This window comes from Rhodococcus sp. WB1, from assembly GCF_001700945.1.
Classification (GTDB): domain Bacteria; phylum Actinomycetota; class Actinomycetes; order Mycobacteriales; family Mycobacteriaceae; genus Rhodococcus; species Rhodococcus aetherivorans.
The window spans coordinates 2579402-2602939 of the sequence record NZ_CP015529.1; the positions used below are offsets into that span (position 1 = coordinate 2579402).

At 73.7% G+C, this 23538-nt stretch carries 22 protein-coding genes; 9 read left to right on the forward strand and 13 right to left on the reverse strand.

Translation table 11 applies throughout. From position 1 onward, the window contains the following. Positions 1-80 precede the first annotated feature (80 nt). From A4U64_RS11315 to A4U64_RS11335, 5 genes are all read left to right on the forward strand, one after another. Complete coding sequence (locus tag A4U64_RS11315) at positions 81-479, forward strand: universal stress protein (protein WP_006939335.1); 399 nt, start codon at positions 81-83, stop codon at positions 477-479. Between the two features lie 47 nt (positions 480-526). Further along, positions 527-913 carry a DUF2784 domain-containing protein gene (locus A4U64_RS11320; RefSeq protein ID WP_006939334.1) on the forward strand — a complete coding sequence of 129 codons (387 nt, stop codon included), beginning with the start codon at positions 527-529 and terminating at the stop codon, positions 911-913. A gap of 10 nt (positions 914-923) precedes the next feature. After that, entirely contained in the window at positions 924-2168 is a 1245-nt protein-coding gene (locus tag A4U64_RS11325; protein WP_006939333.1) for a saccharopine dehydrogenase family protein, read from the forward strand. Between the two features lie 284 nt (positions 2169-2452). Further along, complete coding sequence (locus A4U64_RS11330; RefSeq protein WP_006939331.1) at positions 2453-3397, forward strand: sulfite exporter TauE/SafE family protein; 945 nt, start codon at positions 2453-2455, stop codon at positions 3395-3397. Positions 3398-3418: 21 nt separating this feature from the next. Continuing rightward, positions 3419-4849 carry a CoA transferase gene (locus tag A4U64_RS11335; protein WP_084648632.1) on the forward strand — a complete coding sequence of 477 codons (1431 nt, stop codon included), beginning with the start codon at positions 3419-3421 and terminating at the stop codon, positions 4847-4849. On the opposite strand, the gene meaB is transcribed toward A4U64_RS11335, so the two are convergent. From meaB to mutA, 3 genes are read right to left on the reverse strand one after another with little or no spacing between them, the layout of a single operon-like run. After that, the gene (gene meaB, locus A4U64_RS11340) at positions 4794-5813 is read right to left on the reverse strand and encodes a methylmalonyl Co-A mutase-associated GTPase MeaB (protein WP_006939329.1); all 1020 of its coding nucleotides are present in this window, start codon (positions 5811-5813) and stop codon (positions 4794-4796) included. The two genes, A4U64_RS11335 and meaB, sit on opposite strands and share 56 nt — an antisense overlap. A gap of 6 nt (positions 5814-5819) precedes the next feature. Beyond that, a complete protein-coding gene (scpA, locus tag A4U64_RS11345; RefSeq protein WP_065922567.1) occupies positions 5820-8066 on the reverse strand; it encodes a methylmalonyl-CoA mutase in 2247 nt (748 codons plus the stop codon). After that, on the reverse strand, positions 8067-9932 hold the full coding sequence (mutA, locus tag A4U64_RS11350) for a methylmalonyl-CoA mutase small subunit (RefSeq protein WP_065922568.1): 1866 nt from the start codon (positions 9930-9932) through the stop codon (positions 8067-8069). Positions 9933-10156: 224 nt separating this feature from the next. Here mutA and A4U64_RS11355 point away from each other — a divergent pair, with 224 nt between their 5' ends. Genes A4U64_RS11355 through A4U64_RS11365 form a run of 3 tightly spaced genes read left to right on the forward strand, consistent with a single transcriptional unit; the run spans position 10157 to position 11968 of the window. Continuing rightward, positions 10157-10822 (forward strand): TVP38/TMEM64 family protein, encoded by a 666-nt coding sequence (locus A4U64_RS11355; RefSeq protein ID WP_170914090.1) that lies wholly within the window; start codon positions 10157-10159, stop codon positions 10820-10822. Positions 10823-10853: 31 nt separating this feature from the next. Continuing rightward, entirely contained in the window at positions 10854-11435 is a 582-nt protein-coding gene (locus tag A4U64_RS11360; RefSeq protein WP_006939314.1) for a hypothetical protein, read from the forward strand. Then, entirely contained in the window at positions 11432-11968 is a 537-nt protein-coding gene (locus A4U64_RS11365; RefSeq protein ID WP_050035231.1) for a hypothetical protein, read from the forward strand. The genes A4U64_RS11360 and A4U64_RS11365 overlap by 4 nt, the downstream gene beginning before the upstream one ends. Positions 11969-11980: 12 nt before the next feature. Here the strand turns inward: A4U64_RS11365 and A4U64_RS11370 are convergent, their stop codons facing one another. The 3 genes from A4U64_RS11370 to A4U64_RS11380 form a co-directional block, all read right to left on the reverse strand. Next, on the reverse strand, positions 11981-13219 hold the full coding sequence (locus A4U64_RS11370) for an SPFH domain-containing protein (RefSeq protein WP_006939305.1): 1239 nt from the start codon (positions 13217-13219) through the stop codon (positions 11981-11983). Next, the gene (locus A4U64_RS11375; RefSeq protein ID WP_029543671.1) at positions 13220-13651 is read right to left on the reverse strand and encodes an NfeD family protein; all 432 of its coding nucleotides are present in this window, start codon (positions 13649-13651) and stop codon (positions 13220-13222) included. Positions 13652-13713: 62 nt separating this feature from the next. Continuing rightward, complete coding sequence (locus A4U64_RS11380) at positions 13714-14535, reverse strand: DUF3097 domain-containing protein (protein ID WP_065922569.1); 822 nt, start codon at positions 14533-14535, stop codon at positions 13714-13716. Positions 14536-14642: 107 nt separating this feature from the next. Here A4U64_RS11380 and A4U64_RS11385 point away from each other — a divergent pair, with 107 nt between their 5' ends. Beyond that, positions 14643-15452 carry a hypothetical protein gene (locus A4U64_RS11385; RefSeq protein WP_006939299.1) on the forward strand — a complete coding sequence of 270 codons (810 nt, stop codon included), beginning with the start codon at positions 14643-14645 and terminating at the stop codon, positions 15450-15452. Positions 15453-15537: 85 nt separating this feature from the next. Here A4U64_RS11385 and A4U64_RS11390 read toward each other — a convergent pair whose 3' ends face one another. The 7 genes from A4U64_RS11390 to A4U64_RS11420 all read right to left on the reverse strand — a co-directional run bounded on the left by A4U64_RS11390 (position 15538) and on the right by A4U64_RS11420 (position 23382). Continuing rightward, on the reverse strand, positions 15538-16602 hold the full coding sequence (locus tag A4U64_RS11390) for a ferrochelatase (protein WP_065922570.1): 1065 nt from the start codon (positions 16600-16602) through the stop codon (positions 15538-15540). A gap of 9 nt (positions 16603-16611) precedes the next feature. Continuing rightward, positions 16612-17424, reverse strand: a complete 813-nt coding sequence (gene inhA / locus A4U64_RS11395; RefSeq protein ID WP_006939295.1) for an NADH-dependent enoyl-ACP reductase InhA — start codon at positions 17422-17424, stop codon at positions 16612-16614. 52 nt (positions 17425-17476) lie between these two features. Beyond that, complete coding sequence (gene fabG1 / locus A4U64_RS11400; RefSeq protein ID WP_029543667.1) at positions 17477-18226, reverse strand: 3-oxoacyl-ACP reductase FabG1; 750 nt, start codon at positions 18224-18226, stop codon at positions 17477-17479. Between the two features lie 79 nt (positions 18227-18305). Further along, positions 18306-19286, reverse strand: coding sequence for a VWA domain-containing protein (locus A4U64_RS11405; protein ID WP_006939291.1), 981 nt, complete (start codon positions 19284-19286; stop codon positions 18306-18308). Continuing rightward, positions 19283-20236 carry a DUF58 domain-containing protein gene (locus tag A4U64_RS11410; protein ID WP_029543665.1) on the reverse strand — a complete coding sequence of 318 codons (954 nt, stop codon included), beginning with the start codon at positions 20234-20236 and terminating at the stop codon, positions 19283-19285. The genes A4U64_RS11405 and A4U64_RS11410 overlap by 4 nt, the downstream gene beginning before the upstream one ends. Continuing rightward, positions 20233-21393 (reverse strand): AAA family ATPase, encoded by a 1161-nt coding sequence (locus tag A4U64_RS11415; RefSeq protein WP_006939288.1) that lies wholly within the window; start codon positions 21391-21393, stop codon positions 20233-20235. Before A4U64_RS11415 ends, A4U64_RS11410 begins: the two co-directional genes overlap by 4 nt. A gap of 153 nt (positions 21394-21546) precedes the next feature. After that, complete coding sequence (locus tag A4U64_RS11420) at positions 21547-23382, reverse strand: NlpC/P60 family protein (RefSeq protein ID WP_065922571.1); 1836 nt, start codon at positions 23380-23382, stop codon at positions 21547-21549. Positions 23383-23538: the final 156 nt, after the last annotated feature.

Here is a 23538-nt window from a genome sequence, read left to right on the forward strand (position 1 = left end):
CACACCGCCGGGAGCGGCCAGGGAGACCCCCGGACGGGGATACTGGAAGGCACACGTCACCGCCGCCCCCGGAGGACCCCATGCCCGTTGCCGTAGTCCACGCCGCGACCCCGGAAGGACATGCCGCGCTCACCACGGCCGCCCGCGAGGCCGCACACAGCGACGGCACGACCCTCGTGCTCGTCGCGGTCGACGACGACGGCCCGTCCGGGCAGCGGGAACTCGAGTCGGTCCGCACGGACGTCACCGCCGCCCTCGGCGCCGACGGGTGGGAGCTGCGGACGGCGGTGCACGACGGGGACCCGGTCGGCGCCCTCGTCGACCTGGTGGAGCGGTCCGGCGCGGAACGTCTCGTGGTGGGCACCCGCGACCGCAACGCGCTCGGCAAGTTCCTGCTGGAACGACGCCTGCAGCGGCTGCTGCTCGAGGTGCCGGTGCCCGTCCTCGTCGTCAAGGGCACCGACGCGGACGCAGGATAGAAGCCCGGAACTGCCGCTCCCCCGCCCGATCCGGATAGGCTGGCGGCATGGCGTACCGGCTGTTGGCCGACGTCACCGTGGTCGTGCACCTGGCCTTCCTGCTGTATGTGACGTTCGGCGGTTTCCTGGCGTGGCGGTGGCCCCGCACGCTGGTGCTGCACGTCGTGGCGGTGGTGTGGGGGTTCGCCACCGTCCTCGTCGGGTTCGACTGCCCGCTGACCGATCTGGAGAACTGGGCGCGGCGCCGCGCCGGGATCGCCGGCCTGCCGCCGAGCGGGTTCATCGACCACTACCTGACCGGGGTGATCTACCCGGAATCGGCGGTGGGGCTCGTGCGGGCCGCGGTGGCGGTGACGATCGTGGTGTCCTGGCTCGGCTGGTGGCTGCGGCGCCGTCGTGTGAGCCGCGTCGCATCCCGACTTACCCGGCAGTAGGGTGTGGCGCATGACTGCCTCCCGCGATCTCGACATCGTCGTCTACGGCGCCACCGGCTTCGTCGGCCGGCTCACCGCCGCCTACCTCGCCGAGCACGCCCCCGAAGGGGTGCGCATCGCGCTCGCCGGCCGCTCCGCCGAGCGCCTCGAACGGATCCGCACCGGGCTGGGCGCCGCCGCGGCGGCCTGGCCGGTGCTCGCGGCGGACGCCGGCGACCCGCAGTCGCTCGCCGCCCTCGCCGCCCGGACCCGCGTGGTGGTCACGACGGTCGGGCCCTACGCCAAGTACGGGCTGCCGCTGGTGCAGGCCTGTGCCGAGGCGGGCACCGACTACGTCGATCTCACCGGCGAGGTGCTGTTCCACCGCGAGAGCATCGACCGGTTCGACGACGTGGCCCGCCGCACCGGCGCCCGCATCGTCCATTCCTGCGGATTCGACTCGATCCCCTCCGACCTCGGCGTGCACGCGCTGCACCGGGCCGTACAGGCCGACGGCGCCGGCGACCTGACCGACACGACCCTGGTGGTGCGTGCGATGCGGGGCGGCGTCAGCGGCGGCACGATCGACTCGATGCGCACCCAGGTGGACGTGGTGCGCCGGGACGCCGAGGCCCGCAAGGTCGCCCTCGCCCCGTACTCGCTGTCGCCGGACCGGTCCCGCGAGCCGGACCTCGGGCGGCAGAACGACCTGGCGACCGTCGACGGGAAGTCCGTCGCCCCCGAGCTGTCCGGCCGGCTCGCACCGTTCTTCATGGGCCCCTACAACACGCGGGTGGTGCGCCGCAGCAACGCGCTCACCGGCTGGGCGTACGGGCCGCGGTTCCGCTACCGGGAGGTGATGAACGTCGGCTCGTCGCGGTTGTCGCCCCTTGTGGCGACCGGTGTCGCGGCCGGCTTCGGGGCGCTGGTGGCGGGCCTGGCGTTCCCCCCGACCCGGTTCCTGCTCGACAAGGTGCTGCCCGCGCCCGGGCAGGGCCCGTCCGAGTCGGCGCGCGAACGCGGCTTCTTCACCATCGACCTGTACACCACGACGAGCACCGGCGCCCGCTACACCGCCCGCGTCGCCGCCCAGGGCGATCCCGGGTACAAGGCGACCGCGGTGATGCTCGGCGAGTCGGCGCTGTCGCTGATCCTCGGCGGCGACCGTCTCCACGCGGGCGGCGGGGTGCTCACCCCCGCGACGGCCTTCGGGGACGTGCTCACCGACCGGTTGCGCGCCGCCGGATTCGAGATCACGGCCCGGCGCCTGCCGTGACCGGCCGCGGCGGCATCCCCGGGCGCGACACGCCGCCCGAAGATGCCGCCGCCGCGCACGACCGGCTATGCTCGGACGGATCGTCGCGAGCGCGGCGGACAGCAGACCGGCGAAGGGACACGAACGTGCAGGCGACGAGCATCGCGGCGGCTCCGGCCACCCTGCTCGCGTTGATGGCGTTCTGGCCCACCCGACGGGGCGCGTGCTTCGACCAGGAGTGTTGCTGAGCGGCGTCCGCCGCCCACCCTCCCCCGGTTCGCTCCTTCGTGGTCGGAGTCTTCTGCATGTTCGCTCTCCTGGTGTTCACGCTCGTCGGTATCGGCGCACAGCTCGTCGACGGTGCCCTCGGCATGGCCTTCGGTGTCACCGCCACCACCCTCCTGATCTTCAGCGGGATCGGCCCCGCACACGCCAGCGCCGCCGTGCACCTCGCGGAGGTCGGCACCACCCTCGTCTCCGGCGCCTCGCACTGGCGGTTCCGGAACGTGGACTGGGGGGTGGTCGCGAAGCTGGGCGTGCCCGGCGCGGTCGGCGCATTCCTCGGCGCCACCGTGCTCTCCAGCCTGTCCACCGAGGCCGCGATTCCGGTGACATCGACGATCCTGCTGGCCATCGGTGTCTATGTGGCGCTGCGGTTCTCCGTCCGGCCGCCCGCCGTCGCGCACGCCCGCACCTCGCCGCACTCGGCGAGGTTCCTGTCTCCGCTGGGCCTGTTCGGCGGGTTCATCGACGCCAGCGGCGGCGGTGGATGGGGGCCGATCACCACGAGCACCCTGCTCTCCCGCGGCAAGACGGCCCCGCGGACGGTGATCGGCTCGGTCAGCGCCTCCGAGTTCCTCGTCGCGCTCGCCGCCAGCATCGGCTTCCTCGTCGGTCTCGGCCGGGAATCGCTCGGCAACCTCCTCGTCGTGGCCGGTCTCGCCCTGGGCGGGGCGATCGCCGCGCCGATCGCGGCATGGCTGGTCAGCCGGGTGCCGGCCACCCTGCTCGGCACCGCCGTCGGCGGCGTCATCGTGCTGACCAACGCGCAGAAGCTGTTCACGGCGTTCGAGATCTCCGGCACGGCCTCCACCCTGCTGTACCTGCTGATCGTGGCCGGATGGATCGCGCTGCTCACGGTCTCGTGGCGCCGCTCCCGGCTCACCCGCGCCGAATCCGCCGGTGCGCTCGAACGCCTCGAGCCGGCCCGCCCCGAACTGCGCGAGCCGGCCGCGGACCGCACGAGCTGAACCTCGCTCTAGGCTCGGCGCATGACGCGCCCCCTCGCCCTGCTCGACGACTACAGCGCCGCCCTCGCCGACGCCGGCCTCGACGTCCCGGCCGACCCGGCCACCGGCATCCGCTGCGCCCCGGCCGGGCACTTCCTCGCCGCCCGGCTGCCGGTGGGCGACCTCGCCACGGGGGCCGTGGCGGCCTTCGCGTCGGCCGCCGACCGATACCGCCACACCCGCGGACTCGAGCCGCAGGGGGCGCGGCTCGACCCGGAGCGCATCGCCGTCTCGTTCGCCGGGGACCGGATGCTGCGCCTGGCCGGCCGGCCCGTTCACGGGTTCGCGGCACTGTCCGGGTTCTTCGCCGCCGCCGACGGGTGGGTGCGCACCCACGCCAACTACCCGCACCACCGCGTGCGTCTGCTCCGCGCACTCGACCTGCCGGACGGTGCGGGCCGGGACGACTGCGCCACCCGGATCCGGCAGCTGCCCGCCGCGGCGGTCGAGGACGCGGCCGCCGCGCACGACGCGATCGCGGTGCGGGTGCGCACCGAGCACGAGTGGGCCACGAGCGCGCAGGGCCGGGGCGCGGCGGCGGGCCCGCTGGTACGGATCCTCGCCCGGTCCGACAGTGCCGGCGAGACCCGGCCGGGCGGCGATCCGGCGCGGCCACTGACCGGGATCCGGGTGCTGGATCTGACCCGGGTGATCGCCGGCCCCGTCGCCGCCCGGGCGCTGGCCCTGCTGGGGGCGGACGTGCTGCGGGTGGATCCGCCCGCGCTGCCCGAGATCGCCTGGCAGCACGCCGAGAACGGGCAGGGCAAGCGCACCGCGCTGCTGGACCTGCGCACCGCCCGCGGCCGGGAGACGTGCCGCCGCCTGCTCGCCGACGCCGACGTGCTGCTCACCGGCTACCGGCCCGGGGCGCTCGACGCGCTGATCGGCGCACCCGTGCACCAGGCCCGGCCGGGCGTGGTGCACGGCCGGGTGTGCGCGTGGGGATGGTCCGGGCCGTGGGCGCCCCGTCGCGGCTTCGACTCGATCGTGCAGGCCGCCTCCGGGATCGCCGTCGTCGAGGGCCGCCCGGACGCGCCGGGAGTGCTCCCGGTGCAGGCTCTCGACCACGCGAGCGGCTACCTGCTCGCGGCCGGGGTGCTCGACGCGCTCACCGCGCGGCTCCGGGACGGGCGGGGCCGCGACGCAGCGGTCGCGCTGGCCCGCACCGGGGCGTGGCTGCTGCAGGCGCCCGGCCGCAACCCGCACCCGGCGACGCCGGCGAGCCCCGGCGCGGGCACCGTGGCCACGCACGCGGCGGTGACCGCGGCCCGGCCCGCGCTCGCCGAGTATCCGGACTATCCGTTCCCGGCCCGCGCGTGGGGCGCCGATCCGGCGGCCTGGGCCCCGGCTCCGGTGTCTAGGGTGCGGCGTCGAACGCGTCGAGGATCTGCTGGGCGGCCAGGGCTGCCGTGAGGGAGCCGTCGCGCACGGCGCGTTCGACGTCGCCGCGGAGCGCACGCACCCGCGGGTTGGTCTCGAGCCGGCGCAGCAGCTGGTCGTGCACCATGGTCCAGGTCCAGTCCACCAGCTGGCGGCGCCGGTTCTCCTCGAACAGGCCCGCCTCGGTGAGCACCCGGCGGTGTTCGAGGACGGTGTCCCAGAACGTGTCCAGGCCGGCGCCCTCCAGGCCGCTCATGGTGATCACCGGGGGTTTCCACACCGCGTCGTGCGGGTGCACGAGCCGCAGCGCGCCGGCGAGTTCCCGGGCCGCGACCCGCGCGTCGCGTTCGAACGGCCCGTCGGCCTTGTTCACCGCGACGAGGTCGGCGAGTTCGAGGACGCCCTTCTTGATGCCCTGCAGCTGGTCGCCGGTGCGGGCGAGGGTCAGGAAGGTGAAGCAGTCCACCATGTTCGCGACGGTGACCTCGGACTGCCCGACGCCGACGGTCTCGACGAGGATCACGTCGAATCCGGCGGCCTCGAGCAGCACCATCGTCTCGCGGGTGGCCTTGGCGACGCCGCCGAGGGTGCCGGCCGTGGGGGACGGCCGGATGTAGGCGTCGCGCTGCACCGACAACCGGGCCATGCGCGTCTTGTCGCCGAGGATGGAGCCGCCGGTGCGGGTCGACGACGGGTCCACCGCGAGCACCGCCACCCGGTGGCCCTTGCCGAGCAGGTACATGCCCAACGCGTCGATGAAGGTGGACTTGCCGACGCCGGGGACACCGGTGATGCCCACGCGCATCGCTCCGCCCGCCTCCGGGAGCAGGCGCAGCAGCAGCTGTTGTGCCTGCTCCCGGTGGTCGTCCCGGGTGGATTCGACCAGGGTGATCGCCTTCGCCAGGCCGGCCCGCCGGTTGGCGAGCACGGCCTCGGCGAGGGCGTCGACGTCGACCGCGGGCCGACGGGTGGGACTGCCGACCGGGGTGCTGCCCATGCCGGGTCAGGCTCCCAGGTCGTGACCGAGCTGGTCGGCGAGCTTGTGCAGCAGGCCCACCGCGGCGTCCGCGATGACGGTGCCGGGCGGGAAGATCGCCGCGGCCCCGGCCTGGTACAGCTCGTCGAAGTCGCCGGGCGGGATGACGCCGCCGACGACGATCATGATGTCCGGGCGGCCCACCTCGGCGAGGGCCTCCCGCAGCGCGGGCACCAGGGTCAGGTGTCCCGCGGCCAACGACGACACGCCGATGACGTGCACGTCGTTGTCGGCCGCCTGGTTCGCGACCTCCTCGGGGGTCTGGAAGAGCGGTCCCACGTCGACGTCGAAGCCGAGGTCGGCGAAGGCGGTGGCGATCACCTTCTGCCCGCGGTCGTGACCGTCCTGCCCCATCTTCGCGACGAGGATGCGCGGCCGGCGGCCCTCCTCCTCGGCGAACTTCTCGACGAGTTCGGTTGCGGTGCTGATGTTGCCTGCCTTTCCGGCCTCGTCCCGGTAGACCCCGCTGATGGTGCGGATCTCGGCCTGGTGCCGTCCGTACACCTTCTCGAGGGCGTCGGAGATCTCGCCGACGGTGGCCTTGGCGCGGGCCGCGTCGATGGCCAGGGCCAGCAGGTTGTGGTCCGGGCCGCCGTCGGCCGAGCCGGCGGCGCGGGTCAGCGCGTCCAGCGCGACCTGCACGGACTCGGGATCACGGTCGGCGCGCAACTGCTCGAGCTTGGCGATCTGCTCGGCCCGCACGCGGGAGTTCTCGACCTTGAGGACCTCGATCTCGTGGTCCTCGGTGACCTGATACTTGTTGACGCCGATCACCGGCTGGCGGCCGGAGTCGATCCGCGCCTGGGTGCGGGCCGCGGCCTCCTCGATGCGCAGCTTCGGGATGCCCTCGGAGATGGCCTGGGCCATGCCACCGGCCTCCTCGACCTCCGCGATGTGCTTGCGGGCGCGGTTGGCGAGCTCGTGGGTGAGCCATTCGAGGTAGTACGAGCCGCCCCACGGGTCGATCGGCCGGGTGGTGCCCGATTCCTGCTGCAGCAGCAGCTGGGTGTTGCGGGCGATGCGGGCGGAGAAGTCGGTCGGCAGTGCCAGCGCCTCGTCGAGGGCGTTGGTGTGCAGCGACTGGGTGTGGCCCTGGGTCGCGGCCATCGCCTCGATGCAGGTGCGGGCGACGTTGTTGAACACGTCCTGCGCGGTGAGCGACCAGCCGGAGGTCTGCGAGTGGGTGCGCAGCGACTTGGACTTGGCCGACTTCGGGTGGAACTTCTCGACGAGCTCGGCCCACAGCAGACGGCCGGCCCGCATCTTGGCGATCTCCATGTAGAAGTTCATCCCGATGGCCCAGAAGAAGGACAGGCGCGGGGCGAACTTGTCGATCTCCATGCCCGCGTCGAGGCCGGCGCGGAGGTACTCGACGCCGTCGGCGAGGGTGTAGGCCAGCTCGAGGTCGGCGGTCGCACCGGCCTCCTGGATGTGGTAGCCGGAGATCGAGATGGAGTTGAAGCGCGGCATGTTCGCGCTGGTGTAGGCGAAGATGTCGGAGATGATCCGCATCGACGGCTTGGGCGGATAGATGTAGGTGTTGCGGACCATGAACTCCTTCAGAATGTCGTTCTGAATGGTTCCGGCCAGCTGCTCGGGCTTGACGCCCTGCTCCTCCGCGGCGACGACGTACAGCGCCAGGATCGGCAGGACGGCGCCGTTCATGGTCATCGACACCGACACCTGCGACAGGTCGATGCCGTCGAACAGCTGCCGCATGTCGAGGATCGAGTCGATCGCGACGCCGGCCATGCCGACATCGCCCTGCACGCGGGGATGATCCGAGTCGTAGCCGCGGTGGGTGGCCAGGTCGAACGCCACCGACAGGCCCTTCTGCCCGGCCGCGAGGTTGCGCCGGTAGAAGGCGTTGGACTCGGCGGCGGTGGAGAAGCCCGCGTACTGGCGGATGGTCCACGGCTGGTTGACGTACATCGTCGGGTACGGGCCGCGCACGAACGGCTCGAGGCCCGGGTAGCTGCCCAGCGGGTAGCCCTCGGCGACGATCCGGTCGCGGTCGGCCTTGGTGTAGACGGGCTTGACGTCGATGCCCTCGGGCGTGGACCACACCACCTGATCGGTCGTGTAGTGGTTGGCGGCGGCGACCGATGCGACGAGCGCCGTGGCCTGCTCCTCGGTGGGGGCGGCGGGAGCCGGCGCCGCCGGATCCGTCAGCGGGACGTCGGCGAAGCTGCCGATCTCGTGTTCGATGCTCACTTACGCTCCCAGGGTGGTCAGCAGGTCGGTCAGCGCGGCGATCGCGTCGATCTTGGCGGTGAGGAACCCGTCCGGGCGCTCGGCGCCGGTGGTCTCGCTCACGGCCCTTTCCGGCCCGGCCAGCAGGACGGTACCGATCCCGGCGCCGCGGAGCGCGGTGACCGCGGCGGCGGCCTGTTCGCCGTAGCGCTTGTCGGTGCCGCACACGACGGCGACGGTGGCGCCCGAGTCGCGGACGGCGGCGGCGATGCTGTCGTCGTCGACGGACAGCGGGCCGGGGTTGACCGTCTCGATGCCGCCGGAGGCGAGCAGGTTCGCGGCGAACGTCGTGCGAATGTTGTGCTCGGCGATCGGGCCGAGCGGGGCGAGCAGCGCCCTGGGCCGGGTGCCGTGCACGGCGAGATGGACGTCGGAGCGGTTGCGCAGCGCCTCGAACGCCGCGGCGTACCGGGCGACATCGGCGCCGGCGTCGGCGGTCTCCGCGGGCAGCGGGGCCTCGGCGAGGTTCGGGAACTCGTTGACGCCGGTCACCGCGGTCCGGCGGTGGGCGATGTCGGAGTCCCGGCGGGCGCGGGTGGCGGCGATGCGCTCGCCGATCAGGCCGTCGTCGAGGGCGGCGCGGTAGCCGCCGGCCGCCTCGATCTGCTGGAAGAACTCCCACGCCTTGGCCGCGATCTGCGCCGTGAGTTCCTCGACGTACCAGGACCCGGCGGCCGGGTCGAGGACGCGGCCGAGGTTGGATTCCTCGAGCAGCAGCAGCTGGGTGTTGCGGGCGATGCGCGCGGAGAAGGCCTCCGACACGCCGAGCGCACCGGTCGGCAGGGCGGTGTCGAACGGGAGCACGGTGACCGCGTCCGCACCGCCGATGCCGGCGCCGAACGCGGCGAGGGTGGTGCGCAGCATGTTCACCCAGGGGTCGCGCTGGGTCATCATCGCGGCGGAGGTGACGGCGTGCTGGGGGGCGTGGCCGGCGTCGGCGGCGCCCACGACCTGCGCGATGCGGGCCCACAGCTGCCGGCCGGCGCGGAACTTGGCGATGGTCTGGAACTGGTCGTCGGTGGCGGCGAGCCGGAACTCGATCTGGCCGAGCGCACGGGCCGCGGACTGGCGGCTGCCGGTCAGCTCGCGCAGGTACTCGAGGCCGGCGGCGACGGCGGCCCCGAGTTCCTCGGCGTCGGCGGCCCCGGCGTTGTGGAACGCGGTGCCGTCGACGGTGAGGGCCCGCACGGTCTCGGCGCGGTCCGCGGCGGCGTGGGCGAGTTCGACGGCCTGGGCGACGGTGACGTCGGCCCGACCCGAGAACGCGCTGGTCAGCGGCGCGGCACCGAGGTGCAGGCGCACGGCGCCGCGGTCGGCGACGTCGGTGCGCGCATCGAGCAGGGCGTAGAGGGCGGCCGCGGCGGCGGCGGTGTCGGCGCCGGCGTCGAGGGTGACCGGCGCGAGGTCGAACAGGACCTTGTCGAGCGCGGCGGGCAGGTCGGCGATCGCGATGCCGTCCGCGCCGACGCGCAGCCACAGGGCGCTGACGCCGTTCTCGAGGGCGTCGAGGATGCGCTCGTTCACGTCACCGGCGGTGTCGCCGAAGCGGGCGCTGACGAGCCAGCCGGTGTTGACGTCGCGGGTCGCGGAACCGCCGCGGACGAACGGGAAGGAGCCGGGCAACGGCGCCTCGGGACGCTCGTCGCGCACGCCGTAGAGGGGGGCGACGGCGACGTCGTCGTAGGTGGTGGTCGCGAGCAGCCGCTGCGGTTCCGGTCCGAGCTCCGCGGGGTCGACGCGGCGGGACTTGGCCAGCACCCCCGCCACCGCCTCCTGCCACTGCGCATAGGCGCGCGCAGCGTCCTCGGCTTCTGAAGCTAATGACACGTGAGGGTCCTCTCGTACGCAGCGGGCGGGCTCGCCGAACACGGCCGTGGGAAACCTTAAACCGATTCCGATGTGATGCTAGCCGCATACACGCCGGCCCTATTGTGGGGATCACCACAGTTTCCCTAGCGATCGATAATGTCGTCGCCTAAGGAATCTACCGCGTGCCGAGGCAACCGCTCGTCCGGCCCCCGGCCCCGGTATCGTGACCGTTCGTGACGAGGATGCTGCGGGACCGCCGGATCCTCGGTGCCCTCGCCGTACTGGCCGCGCTCGCGGTCGTCGCGGTGCTGCTCCCCCACCCGTCCGTCGCCGAGGTGCGTGCGTGGGCCGAGTCGGCCGGGCCGCTCTTCCCGCTGCTGTTCTTCCTGATCCACGCGGTGGTGACCGTGGCCCCGTTCCCGCGGACGGTGTTCACCCTCAGCGCCGGGGTGCTGTTCGGGTCGGCCACCGGGATCGCGGTGACCGTCGCCGCCACGACCGTCAGCGCCGTGCTGGCGCTGCTGCTGGTGCGCGCGATCGGCCGCGGCGTGGTCGAGGCCCACCTGAATCATCCGACGGCGCAGGCGGTCGACGAGCGGCTGGCCCGCCGGGGCTGGCTCGCGGTGGGGTCGCTGCGGCTGATCGCGCCGCTGCCGTTCGCGGTGGTCAACTACTGCTGCGGGGTCTCGTCGGTGCGGCTGGTCCCGTACACGCTGGGCACGGTCGCCGGCATCCTGCCGGGCACGGTGGGCGTGGTGTTGCTCGGCGACGCCCTGACGGGACGGACCGATCCCGCATTGCTGGCGGTCTCGGCGGTGTGCATCGCTCTCGGCGCGTCGGGACTGTGGCTCGAGTCGCGCCTCCCGGCGCCCCGCCCCGCGCCCGACCGGTCAAGTCTGAAACCTTGATTTTCCATATTCAAGTCTGTATCCTTGAGCCATGTTCGTGTTGACCGTCGACCAGCGCGGCAGCCGTCGCGACGTCGACCGGGTCGCGGACCTGCTCACCGAGCTGCGCGACGCCGAGCTGCTGCGCCCGTTCGAACGCACCGCCGGCGACGAGGTCCAGGCCGTCGCCGACGACCCGGCCGTCGTCGTCGATCTCGCACTCGACCTCGTCCGCCGCGGCTGCTGGAGCGTCGGCATCGGCGCCGGCGCCGTCGAGCAGCCCCTGCCGGCGCAGACCCGCGCCGGCCGGGGACCGGCGTTCGAGCATGCCCGCCGCGCCGTCGACCGCGCCAAGAACGCCCCCGCGCGGGTCGCCGTGGAGGGCTCGGACGCCGCCGCGGCCGCCGACGCGGATGCCGCCCTCACCCTGGTGGCGCTGCTGGTGACCCGCCGGTCCGACGCCGGGCACGAGGCCGTCGACCTCGTCCGGGGCGGGCTGACGCAGGCCGAGGCCGCCGCGCGGCTCGGCATCAGCACCCAGGCGGTGTCGCAGCGCCTGGCCGCCGCCGGCTGGCAGGCCGAACCGGCCGGGCGCGACCTCGCCCGCCGCCTCCTGGAAAGGGCCGACCGTTGACCGTCGTCACCCTGGTTCTGCTCGCCGTCGCCGCGCTGGCTCCGGCCCTGAGCCTGCGCCGCGGCGCACCGGTGTGGCTCGTCGCCGGGCTCGCTACGGCGGCGCTCGCCGGCGCCGCCCTCACCGCGACGGCCACGCCCGCCGTGCACGGCGTCGCCCTCGCCGCGACCCTGGTGCTCACGACCCTGGCGGCGGTCACCGGGGGCGCCCCCGCCGTGCTGGCCTCGTTCCGCATCGCCCGCCGCCAGCCCGACGCGGGACCGACCCCCTCCCCGTCGCCGGCCGGCCCAGAACCGCCGCCCGGGCCGCTGCGCGGCGGGCGGGTGATCGGCCTGCTCGAGCGGGCGGCGGTCGCCGCCGCGATCCTGTCCGGCTGGCCGGAGGGCATCGCCGTCGTGCTGGCCGTCAAGGGCCTGGCCCGCTACCCCGAACTGCGCGAACCCCAGGCCTCCGAGCAGTTCATCATCGGCACCTTCACCAGCGTGCTGTGGGCGATCGCGGTGTGCGGGGTCGGGCGGGGCCTGCTCACCTGAACGGCCCTCCGGTCACCGGGGTTCGCCGTGCCGCTGCCCCGGCTGCGGCTGCACCCATCCGCCCGTGATCGGCTCCGACGGCGGCAACGCCGTCGCGGGGGACGCGGCCGGCTCCCCGCCCCGGCGTTCGGCGCCGGTCGGGTTGTGCAGCGCCGGATCGACCGGCTTGCGGGCGACGGCCTCGGCGGCGGCGACGGCCTGCGCGACCTCCGGGTCGCGCGCGGTGGAGAACCAGTCGGCCACCTCGTCGGTGTCGTCCTCCGGCCGCGGGAGCCTCTCGTCGACCGGGCTCGGCTCGAACCGGAACACCCCGTCCTCGCCCGGCGCACCGAGGTGCCGGGCGAAGCCCTTGAGGGCGTCCCCGAAATCGCTCGGCACCATCCACACCTTGTTCGCGTCGCCCTGCGCCATCTGCGGCAGCGTCTGCAGGTACTGGTACGCGAGCAACTCGGGCGTCGGCCGACCGGACTTGATCGCCGCGAACACCTTCTCGATGGCCTTCGCCTGGCCCTGCGCCTCGAGGTACTTCGCGGCGCGGTCACCCTGGGCGCGCAGGATCCGCGACTGGCGATCGGCCTCCGCCTCGAGGATGGCCGCCTGCTTGGCGCCCTCGGCCGACAGGATCCGGGACTGCTTGTCGCCCTCGGCGGTCTTGATCGCCGACTCCCGGTGCCCCTCGGCGGTGAGGATCATCGCCCGCTTCTCCCGGTCCGCCTTCATCTGCTTCTCCATCGACTCCTGGATCGACGGGGGCGGATCGATGCTCTTGAGCTCCACCCGGGCCACGCGCAGTCCCCAGCGGCCGGTCGCCTCGTCGAGCACGCCGCGCAGCTGCCCGTTGATCGAATCGCGGGAGGTCAGCGTCTCCTCCAGGGTCATGCCGCCGACCACGTTGCGCAGCGTGGTCACCGTCAGCTGCTCCACCGCCGCGATGTAGTTGCTGATCTCGTACACGGCGGCCTGCGGATTCGTCACCTGGAAGTACACGACCGTGTCGATGCTCAGGGTGAGGTTGTCCTGGGTGATCACCGGCTGCGGCGGGAACGAGACCACCCGCTCGCGCAGGTCCACCTTGGCGCGGATCCGGTCGACGAACGGCACCAGGAACGTCAGCTGTCCCGACACGGTCCGGTAGTAGCGGCCGAGCCGCTCGATCACCGCGGCCTCGGCCTGCGGCACCAGCGCCACCGATTTGACGACCACCAGCGCCACGAACGCCACGACGACGGCGAGCACGATCAGCGCTTCCATCTACGGCCCCTTCCACACGACGGCCGTCGCGCCGTCGATCTGCATCACGGTCACGGTCGTGCCGGGCGGATACACCTCGGTGACGTCCAGCGGACGCGCGGTCCACACCTCACCGTCCAGCTTCACCTGCCCGGAGTGCGCGGCCACCTCCTCGAGCACCAGCGCCTGCTTGCCCGGCAGGGCGTCCACGTTCGTCGCCTTCGCCGGCGGCAGGGCGTAGCGCCGGCGCAGCACCGGCCGCACCCCGCCCAGCAGCACCAGCGACGACACCGCGAACACCACCGCGTCGGCCCACACCGGCAGATCCGTCGCGGCGGACACCCCGGCGGTGGCCAGGGCCGCGCCTCCGAGCATCAGCAGGACGAAATCACCCGTCAGCGCCTCCGCGGCGGCGAGCACCAGCCCGGCGATCAGCCATATCAATGCCGACACGACGCCATCCAACCACAAATCGGACATCGCGGGTGGCTCCGCAGGTCACGGCCCCGGCGCGGTCAGTCCCCGGTGGGCTCGGTGACGAAGTCGACGAGCCGCTCGACCGCCCCGATCAGCGGCGCCTCGAGATCCCGGAAGCTCGACACCGCCGAGTAGACGCGGCGCCACCCGTCCTGCGGGCTGCCCCACCCCAGCGCCCGGCACACCCCGGTCTTCCAGTCCTGCCCGCGCGGAATCGTCGGCCACGCCTCGATTCCCAGCGCCTTGGGCCGCACCGCCTGCCACACGTCGACGAACGGATGCCCGGTGACGAGCACGTGCGGCCCGAGGTTCGCGGTCAGCCGCTCCTCCTTGGATCCGGCGACGAGATGGTCGGCGAGCACCCCCACGCGGCGGCCGGGACCGGGCGCGAACCCGGCGAGCCGCTCCCCGAGATTGTCCAGGCCCTCGAGTTGCTCGACCACGACCCCCTCGACGCGCAGATCGTGCCCCCACACGCGTTCGACGAGGGCCGCGTCGTGCACGCCCTCCACCCAGATGCGGCTGCCGCGCGCGACCCGCGCCCGCAACCCCTCGACCTTCGTGGACCCGGACGCGGACCGGGTGGGGCCGCCCGCCGTCGGCCGCGGCGCGGGCCGCACCAGCGTCACCGGCCGGCCGTCGAGGAGGAACGCGGCGGGGCGCAGCGCGAACAGCCGGGTGCACCGCGAAGCGTCCTCGAGCCGGACGAAGTCGCCGTCGTAGGTGCGTTCGATGCCGACGATCGCACCGCACCAACCGGACGCGACGTCCTCGACCACCAGGTCCTTCTCGGCGGGCACCTCGGGGATCGTGGGCTTACGGGCGCGCGGATGGCCGGCGAAGATGTCGCCGCCGTACATGTCGGGACTCACGCCCGCCACGTTAGGGCCGCCGCGGCCGCCGCGGCGGGAGGGCACGCCGACCGGCCGTGGCCCCGTTGCCGGGACGGCGCCTATGCTCGGAAACCGTGAGTTCACCCGGTCAGACCCTGACGGTGTGGGCCGGTTCCTGGTTGGCCGGGCACGCCGCACCGGACGACGTCATCGACGCCCTGCACGCCTGGGCGCCGATGCATCTGGTGGTCTCCCGCGACGAGCCCGCCGCCGACTTCTCCGCCGTGCCCGAGCATTCGCCCGTGGACGGCGCCGCCGTGCTGCTGTCCGCGCTGCGCCGGGCCGATCCGGCCGGCGTGGACGGGATCCGGCTGGTGCTGCCCGTGCCCGGCGACGTGCGGGGCCTGCCGCCGGGCACCGAGCTGGCGCGCGCCGCGGTCGCGGCCGGCGAGGCGGTGCTCGCCGGCGCACCCGGGACCCCCGGTCTCGGCTTCGTCCCCTCGGTGGAGGGGCCCGACGTGCTGCGCTGGACGCTGTTCGCGGTCCCGGCGGTGCCCGAGCCGCCCGCCGAGCCCGGCCTCGGGGAGGCCGAGTTCGCCATGCGCGAGGCGGTGCGGGACGCGGCGGCGAGGGTGGGCCGGGTGCTGACCGTCGGCGCGGACGGCCGCACCGCCGACCCCCGGGAGCAGATCGCGGCCGAGGTCGCCGAACATGCGCGGCACCGGTATCCGGAGTCGATGCCGGGGCGCGCGGCCCGCATCCTCGACTCGGCCGATCAGGTCGCGGCCATCCTCACGGTCGCTGGCCGCGGTGTGGAACCGAGGGCCGCCTCGGCCAGCGGGCAGGCCGCGCGGGAGGAGGCGCTGCGTCCGCTGTGGGCCGCGGTGCGGGCCGCCCGGCTCGGGGCGGTGGCGGCCGCGGTCCGGGCGGGGCATCACGCCTGACCCGATGCCGCGGACACGCCTCGGAGAGGCCCGGCGTCCTCGTTCTCTTACCCCGAGCCCGGGGTGGTGGGCTGAGCCCGCCCGGTCAGCGGCGGGGCCGGGCCGGTGGCCGGCAGCATTCCGGTGCGCACAGCACGCCGTTGCAGCCGACGCCCAGCAGCGGCTGGGCGCCGCGCCGCACGGGGGCGGCGCCGTCGAGGTGTTCGCGCACCAGCTCGCGCACCATCTGCACGAACCGCGGGTCGGGGCCGGCGGTGGCGGCGCGGGCGAACGCCATGCCGAGTTCCGCGGCCCGGTCGCGGGCTTCGGTGTCGAGGTCCCAGACGACTTCGAGGTGGTCGGAGACGAAGCCGACGGGCACGACGACGACCGCGTCGACGCCGCGCGCGTGCAGGGCCTCGAGGTGGTCGACGATGTCCGGCTCGAGCCACGGCACCTGCGGCGGCCCGGATCGGGACTGCCACACCAGGTCGTGGTCGGCGCTGCCGGCGGCGGTGGCGACCAGGCGGGCCGCCTCGGCGACCTGCCGGCTGTACAGGTGCCCGCCCAGCTCGGGTGGGCCGCCGGTGGCGTCGGCGGCGGTGGGCACCGAGTGGGCGGTGAACACCAGGCGCGCCGCGTCGCGGCGGTCGGCGGGCAGCTGTGCCCGCGCCGCGGCGACCGCGTCGGCGACGGCGTCGAGGAACAGCGGGTGATCGTAGAAGTGCCGCAGCTTGGTCAGCACGGGTGCGTCGTCGCCGACGGCGGCGCGGGCGCGGGCGATGTCCTCGTGGTACTGCCGGCACCCCGAATAGCCACCCCACGCCGAGGTGGGGAACACCAGCGCGTTGCGCACCCCGTCGTCGCGCATGGCCGCGACGGTGTCCTCGATCATCGGGTGCCAGTTGCGGTTGCCGAAGTAGATCGGCAGATCCAGCCCGGCGGCGGCGAAGTCCGCCTCGAGGCGCGCGATGAGGTCGCGGTTGAGGGCGTTGATCGGTGAGACACCCCCGAAGTGCAGGTAGTGCTCGGCGACCTCGTCGAGGCGTTCGGGCGGCACGCCGCGGCCCCGGGTGACATTCTCGAGGAACGGGCGCACGTCGTCCGGCCCTTCCGGACCGCCGAACGAGAGCACCAGCAGTGCGTCGTACGGCTCGGAGGTACGGGTCATGGCTCGACCCTAGGCGCCGGCACCGAAGCCGACCTGGGAATGGAATCCCCCGTCGACGTAGACGATCGACCCGGTGGTGCCGGGCAGCCAGTCGGACAGCACCGTGCACACGGTCTTCGCGACGGGCGTGGGGTCATCGACGTCCCAGCCGATCGGGGCCGCCGCGGACCAGCCCTCGTTGAGCCGGTTCATCTCGGCGCCGGGGCCGGTGGCGTCGCCGGCGATGGCCTTGGCGGCGAGGGTCTTGATCGGGCCGGCGGCGACGAGGTTGGAGCGGATACCGCGGCCGCCGACCTCCTTGGCGACGTACCGGTTGACGGACTCGAGGGTGGCCTTGGACACGCCCATCCAGTTGTAGAACGGGACGGCGCGGGCGGGGTCGAAGTCCATGCCGACCAGGGAGGCGCCATCGTTGAGGACGGGCAGCAGGGCCTTGGCGAGCGCGGCGTAGGAGTAGGCGGAGACCTCAAGGGCGACGGCGACGTCGGTCCACGGCGCGTCGAGGAACGGGCTGCCCAGGCACGAGCGGGGGGCGAAGCCGATGGAGTGCACGACGCCGTCGAGGCCCTCGGGGGCGAGCTCGCGCACCCGGCCGGCGAGGGTGTCGAGGTGGTCGGTGTTCTGCACGTCGAGTTCGAGGGCCGGGGGCACCGGCTGCGGCAGCCGCTGCGCGATGCGATCGATCAGGCGCAGCCGGTCGAAGCCGGTGACGACGACCTTCGCGCCCTGTTCCTGCGCGACCTTCGCGGTGTGGAAGGCGATGGAGGCGTCGGTGATGATGCCGGTGACGAGAATGGTCTTGCCCTCGAGCAGTCCGCCCATGAGTGTGTCGGTCCTCCAGTGAGTTTCGGATGTGGTGGCGTGCGTGCCGGCGTCAGTGCCCCATGCCGAGGCCGCCGTCGACGGGGATGACCGCGCCGGAGACGTAGGCGGAGTCGTCGGACGCGAGGAAGCTCACGACCGCGGCGACGTCCTCGGGCTTGCCGAGACGCTGCAGCGGGATGAACTTCTTCGCGGTGTCGCGGACGTCGTCGGAGAGTTCGGCGGTCATGTCCGTCTCGATGAATCCGGGCGCGACGACATTCGCCGTGATCGAACGCGAGCCGAGTTCGCGGGTCACCGAGCGGGCCAGGCCGATGACGCCGGCCTTCGAGGACGCGTAGTTGATCTGCCCCGCCTGACCGGCCATGCCGACGACCGAGCCGAGGAAGATCATCCGACCCCAGCGCCCCCGCAGCATCGCGCGGTTGGCGCGCTTCGCGCACCGGAACGCACCGGTGAGGTTGGCGTCGATGACCTTCGCGAACTGGTCCTCGGTCATCCGCATCAGCAGCGTGTCGTCGGTGATGCCGGCGTTCGCGACCAGGACCTCGACGGGACCCTGGTGCTCTTCGACCTCCTTGAACGCGGCGTCGACGGACGCGCTGTCGGTGACATCGCACCGGACGCCGAACAGTCCGTCCGGGGCGCCGGAGCCGCGGTGGGTGACGGCGACCTTGTGGCCGTCCGCCTGCAGGCGGCGGGCGACGGCGAGGCCGATGCCGCGATTGCCGCCGGTGACGAGAACCGAGCGGGGGGTGGCCGCGGGGCGCGGCGATCCGGCGGGGCTGCTTGCGTCAGTCATGGGGTCAAACCCTATCTGGTGGCGGTACGGGTCGGTAACAAGGCGCCCGCGGCGGCGGGCACGCGGTCCGCGGCGCAGGTCAGGGCAGGCGTTGGCGCAGCAGCAGGGCGGCGGCGACACCCCCGGCGACGGCGAGGACACCAAGGATCAGCCACGGGCGGCTGGCGTCGCCGCGGGTGGTCTCGTACCCGATCTGTTCCTCGAGGGTGTTGTAGGCGTCCTCGAGTTCCTGCAGGTTCGATGCGGTGAAGAAGGTGCCGCCGGAGAGGTTGGCGATCTCCTTCAGGGACGGGTCGTCCACCGGCACCGGGATGCGCTCGTCCTCGATCGTGACGGTGCCGTACTCGGTGCCGAAGGAGATGGTCGAGACGGGCACGTCCTTGTCCGCGGCCTGCCGGGCGGCGGTGAAGCCGCCGCGCGGGTCGTCGGGGCTCTCCGGGACGGTCTGCTTGCCGTCCGAGAGCAGCACGATCCGCGCCGGGGGTGCCTGGTCGCCGCCGCCGAGCACCGCGGCGAGGGTGTCGACGGACTGCAGGGCCGTGAAGATCGCCTCGCCGGTGGCGGTGCGCTCGCTCAGCTGCAGGTTGTCGATCGCGGTCTTGGTGGCCTCCCGGTTGGTGGTCGGCGAGACGAGCACCGACGCGGTGCCGGAGAACGCCACCAGGCCGAGGTTGATGCCGGGAGTCAGGTCGTCGGCGAACGACTTGGCGGCGGCCTGCGCGGCGGCGAGGCGAGTGGGCTCGACGTCGGTGGCCTGCATCGACAGCGACACGTCGATCACCAGGACAACGGTGGCGCGGTTGCGCGGAACCCGCTGCTCGGCGGTGGGCCCGGCAGCGGCGACGGTGAGCAGCGCCAGCCCGGCCAGCAGCAACGCGACCGGGACGTGCCGGCTGCGGCCGGGCCGCTGGGGGGCGACCTTCTCGAGCAGCTCGAGGTTGGTGAACCGCAGCGTGTGCCGCATCCGGCGGCGTTGCACCGCCACGTATCCGGCGGCGAGGGCCCCGACGACGAACAGGAACAGCAACCACCACGGCGCGGTGAAGTCGGAGATGCTCACCGGCCCCCCTTCACCGGGGCGCCGAAGCTGTGGCGGCGGGCGGCGACGAACCGGACCACGTCGTCGATCCAGTTGCGGTCGGTGCGCAGGCTCAGCAGCGGGGCGCCGCAGCCGCGGACGGCCTTGCGCACGGCGGCGCGGTGCTCGGCGGCGGCCCGGGCGTAGTCGGCGCGCAACTGCTCGCTGGTGGTGAACTCGCGGGTGTGCCCGGTCTCGGGGTCGTGCAGCACGACGTCGCCGAGGTCGGGCAGTTCGAGGTCGCGGCGGTCGAGGACTTCCACCGCGAGCAGGTCGTGCCGGCCGGAAAGGGCGCGCAGCGAACGCTCCCAGTCGATGGGGCCGAGGAAGTCGCTGACGACGACGGCCAGGCCGCGGCGACGCTGCGGGCGGCGCAGCGACTCGATCAGCCCGCGCAGGTCCCCGCGGGTGCCGTCGGGGGCGTGCGGGGTCGTCGCGATCGAGCGGAGCATCGCCTGCGTGTGCAACTGGCCGCCGCGGGCGGGCACGCGGTGGGTGCGCGCCCCGGTGCTCACGACGGCACCGATCCGGTTGCCGCCGCCGCCGGCGAGGTAGCCGACCGCGGCGGCGGCGGCCACGGCGAGGTCCCGCTTCTCGCAGACCCCGGTGCCGAAGTCGAGGCTGGGCGAGAGGTCGATCGCCAACCAGGTCTCGAGTTCGCGGTCGGCGACGGTCTGCCGCACGTGCGGGTGGGTGGTGCGGGCGGTGACGGACCAGTCCATCTGCCGCACGTCGTCGCCGGGCTGGTACTCGCGGGCGTCGCCGGGCTCCGAGCCGGGCCCCGGGATGAGCCCGAGGTGGTCGCCGTGCAGCACCCCGTCGAGGCGGCGCCGCACGGTCAGCTCGAGGGTCCGCAGCGCCGCCGTGAGGGCGGGGTCACGCAGCTCGCCGGAACGGAAGGTCGGCGGGGTCACCGGGGGGCGTCGGCTCACCGCTGCCCCGCACCCGCCTCCGGCCCGGTCACGCCTGCCGCCGGCGCGGCCGCGGCCCCGACCGGGACCGGGGCGGGCGGGTTGGCCTGCGGGGCGACCTGCGGCATGCCGACGGTCTGCAGGATGCGGGCGATGATCTGGTCGGGCGTGACGTCGTCGGCGAGGGCGTCGTAGGACAGCACCAGCCGGTGCCGCAGCACGTCCGGGATGATGTCGACGACGTCCTGCGGCACGACGTAGTCGCGACCGCGCAGCAGCGCCAGGGCGCGCGCGGCGGAGATGATGCCGAGGGTCGCCCGCGGGGAGGCCCCGTAGGCGATCCACCCGTCGACCTCGGTCAGGCCGATCTCGCCGGGGGCGCGGGTGGCGAAGATGACGCGCACCACGTAGTCGACGAGGGCGTGGTGGACGAACACGCGGTTGGCGACCTGCTGCAGGCGGATCAGCTCGTCGCTGTCGAGGACCTGCTTGGGTTCGGGTGCGGCCACCCCCATGCGGTAGACGATCTCGCGTTCCTCCTCGACCGTGGGGTAGTCGACGAGGACCTTGAACAGGAACCGGTCGCGCTGGGCCTCCGGCAGCGGATACACGCCCTCGTTCTCGATCGGGTTCTGGGTGGCCATCACCAGGAACGGGTCGGGCATGGGGAAGGTCCTGCCACCGATCGTGACGTGCCGTTCGGCCATCACCTCGAGCAACGCGGACTGTACCTTCGCCGGGGCCCGGTTGATCTCGTCGGCGAGCACGAAGTTCGCCACGACGGGCCCGAGTTCGGTGTCGAACGCCTCGCGGCCCTGCCGGTAGATGCGGGTGCCGACGAGGTCGGTCGGCACCAGGTCCGGGGTGAACTGCACGCGGGAGAACGAGCCGCCGACGACCTTCGCGAACGTCTCGACCGCGAGGGTCTTGGCCACGCCGGGAACACCTTCGAGCAACACGTGGCCGCGGGCGAGGACGCCGACGAGCATCCGCTCGACGAGCCGGTCCTGACCGACGATCACCCGTTTGACCTCGTAGATCGCCTGCTCGAGCAGGCGCACATCGTGTGCCTGGTCCGACGTGCGTGCCGCGTCCCCGGCCGGGGCGGCCGCGGCCGCCGTGGCGGTCTTCGCGTCCGACGTTGCCGTGCCCGACGTGCCACCCTCGCGTGAGGTCACCAAGAATCCACCGCTTTCGCCTAGGTCGTTCCTGCTCGAAGTCACCTACCCACACCACTATTCCAGGTGCCGGACGCCCCCGCCGTCGCCGAGCCGACGCCCGCGGTCACCGGTGTCGAGCGAGCCCGCCTCCGGCCGGGCCGAAGCGGTGCCTCAGGACACCATCCGTACCACGTACGGGGTCATGCCGTCCCAGCGTACCGGTGAGATCTTCACGTGCGAACCCGACTGCGGCGCCTCGATCATCTGCCCGTCGCCCAGGTAGAGGCCCACGTGCTGGCTGGCGTTCGGGCCGTAGAAGATCATGTCGCCGCGGCGCATCTCGGCCGACGGCACCTGCTCGCCCGCGGTGTACTGGTAGCCGGTGTAGTGCGGCAGCGAGATCCCGATCCCGGCGAATGCGTAGATCATCAGCCCGGAGCAGTCGAAGCCGACCTTGTTGTAGTCCCCGTAGCTGTCGGCGACGCCGCCGTCGCGGATGCCGAGGGTCGGACCGTTCTCGTCGCCACCACCCCAGGCGTAGGGCACCCCGATCTGCGACATCGCCCGGTCGATCACCGTTTCGACGGCGGCGGTGCCGCCGAGGGTCGAGCCCGGCTTGGGAGTGGTCCTGGGCCGGCTGCGGGTCGGCGGAGACGTGGTGGTGCCCTCCTCCTCGACCGGGTCGGCGCGGTCGGGGATCGTCGAGTCCTCCGAGTCGGACTCGCCGCTGCCGTCGGTCGTCGGCTCGCCCGATCCGTCGGTGCCGTCCCCCGATCCGTCGGTGCCGTCCCCGGATCCGTCGGTGCCCGACCCGCCGGTGCCGTCCTCGGATCCGTCGGTGCCCGACCCGTCGGTGCCGTCCTCGGATCCGTCGGTGCCCGACCCGTCGGTACCCGACTCGTCCTGCTCGGGCGTGGTGCGGCCCGGCCGGGTGGTGGTCGCGTCGGAGGTGGGTGGCAGCGGCGACTCGAATCCGACCTCGGACTCGCCGGATTCGGCGGCCGCCGGCCGGGGCCGCACGTAGTCGTCGATCTGGGTGTGGGGCCGCTGCCCGTTGGCCAGTTCGGCCGCGCGGGCGCGGGCGTCGGCGTCGGCGGCGACGCGCCGGGCGGCGTCGGCCGCAGCCTGCCGGGCGGCGGTCTCGGCCGCGGCCGCCGCGGCCTCCTCGGCCTGCCGCTGCCGATCCCACTCCGCGTACTGCGCGCGCTGGCCCTCGAGCCCGGTGACGGTGCCGCGGGCCCGGTCGAGTTCGGCCTGCGCCTGCGCGCGGTCCTGTTCGATGCGTTGCTTCTCGGCCGTCTGCGCGGCCAGCGCGGTGCGCGCCTCGGCGATGGCCGCCTCGGCGGCGGCCCGGCGTTCCTCCGCCGCGGCGGCGGCGGCGTCCGCCTCCTGCTTGCTGGCCCGCGCCCGCGAGTCCCGGTTGGCCTGCTCGGTGCGGGCGCGTTCGAGGGCGTCGAGGACGACGGTGCGGCCCGCGGAGAGCAGGCGCATGATCTGGGCGCGGTCGAGCAGGTCGTCGGGACCGGTGGAGCCGATGAACGAGGCGAGGGAGGCGACATTGGTGCCCTGGACGTAGCTGTCGCGGGCGAACGCGTCGAAGTCCTGCTGCGCCTGCCGGATCCGGGTGCCCGCGTCCTTCAGCGCCTGCTGCGACAGGGCGACCGCGTGGGCGGCGGCGTCGGCGGCGTCGCGGGCGGACTGCAGGTCCACGAGGGCACGGTTGACGTTCTCCCGCTTGACCGCGACCTGATTCTCGAGTTCGGCGAGTTGCTGGTCGGCGGTGGCGATCCGGAGGATGAGGCTGCCCACCTGGTCCACCCCGGCGGCGACGGCCACCCCGGCGGCCGCGAGATCGGCATCGCTGGGATTCGGCGGCGGGGACGGTACCGCGCCGGCGGACGCGGCGGTACCCGCGATCAGGGAGGCGGCCAGGCCGAGACCGAGAACCAGCCGGGTCGTGCGGGACAGTCGGCGTCTTCGGGGCGTCCGCGACGGCTGTCGGGACATCGCCTGCCGTATACCGCTACGCCTCACATCGCCCTCCCTCGGTCGCGCCGGCGGGACGCACCCGAGCGCAACCTGGAAAGGGGTCGCCGCAGCAGCGATCCACCGCGGACGAGGCCGCGGTTGCATCGCTCGGCAGCCCGGCGTCACCTCACGGTT

What these genes read in the sequence shown, in the direction of transcription:
- A4U64_RS11315 (WP_006939335.1), top strand. Translation starts at nt 81, where the DNA reads ATGCCCGTTGCCGTAGTCCACGCCGCGACCCCGGAAGGACATGCCGCG.
- A4U64_RS11320 (WP_006939334.1), top strand. Translation starts at nt 527, where the DNA reads ATGGCGTACCGGCTGTTGGCCGACGTCACCGTGGTCGTGCACCTGGCC.
- A4U64_RS11325 (WP_006939333.1), top strand. Translation starts at nt 924, where the DNA reads ATGACTGCCTCCCGCGATCTCGACATCGTCGTCTACGGCGCCACCGGC.
- A4U64_RS11330 (WP_006939331.1), top strand. Translation starts at nt 2,453, where the DNA reads ATGTTCGCTCTCCTGGTGTTCACGCTCGTCGGTATCGGCGCACAGCTC.
- A4U64_RS11335 (WP_084648632.1), top strand. Translation starts at nt 3,419, where the DNA reads ATGACGCGCCCCCTCGCCCTGCTCGACGACTACAGCGCCGCCCTCGCC.
- meaB (WP_006939329.1), bottom strand. Translation starts at nt 5,813, where the DNA reads ATGGGCAGCACCCCGGTCGGCAGTCCCACCCGTCGGCCCGCGGTCGAC.
- A4U64_RS11355 (WP_170914090.1), top strand. Translation starts at nt 10,157, where the DNA reads ATGCTGCGGGACCGCCGGATCCTCGGTGCCCTCGCCGTACTGGCCGCG.
- A4U64_RS11360 (WP_006939314.1), top strand. Translation starts at nt 10,854, where the DNA reads ATGTTCGTGTTGACCGTCGACCAGCGCGGCAGCCGTCGCGACGTCGAC.
- A4U64_RS11370 (WP_006939305.1), bottom strand. Translation starts at nt 13,219, where the DNA reads ATGGAAGCGCTGATCGTGCTCGCCGTCGTCGTGGCGTTCGTGGCGCTG.
- A4U64_RS11380 (WP_065922569.1), bottom strand. Translation starts at nt 14,535, where the DNA reads ATGTACGGCGGCGACATCTTCGCCGGCCATCCGCGCGCCCGTAAGCCC.
- A4U64_RS11390 (WP_065922570.1), bottom strand. Translation starts at nt 16,602, where the DNA reads ATGACCCGTACCTCCGAGCCGTACGACGCACTGCTGGTGCTCTCGTTC.
- inhA (WP_006939295.1), bottom strand. Translation starts at nt 17,424, where the DNA reads ATGGGCGGACTGCTCGAGGGCAAGACCATTCTCGTCACCGGCATCATC.
- fabG1 (WP_029543667.1), bottom strand. Translation starts at nt 18,226, where the DNA reads ATGACTGACGCAAGCAGCCCCGCCGGATCGCCGCGCCCCGCGGCCACC.
- A4U64_RS11420 (WP_065922571.1), bottom strand. Translation starts at nt 23,382, where the DNA reads ATGTCCCGACAGCCGTCGCGGACGCCCCGAAGACGCCGACTGTCCCGC.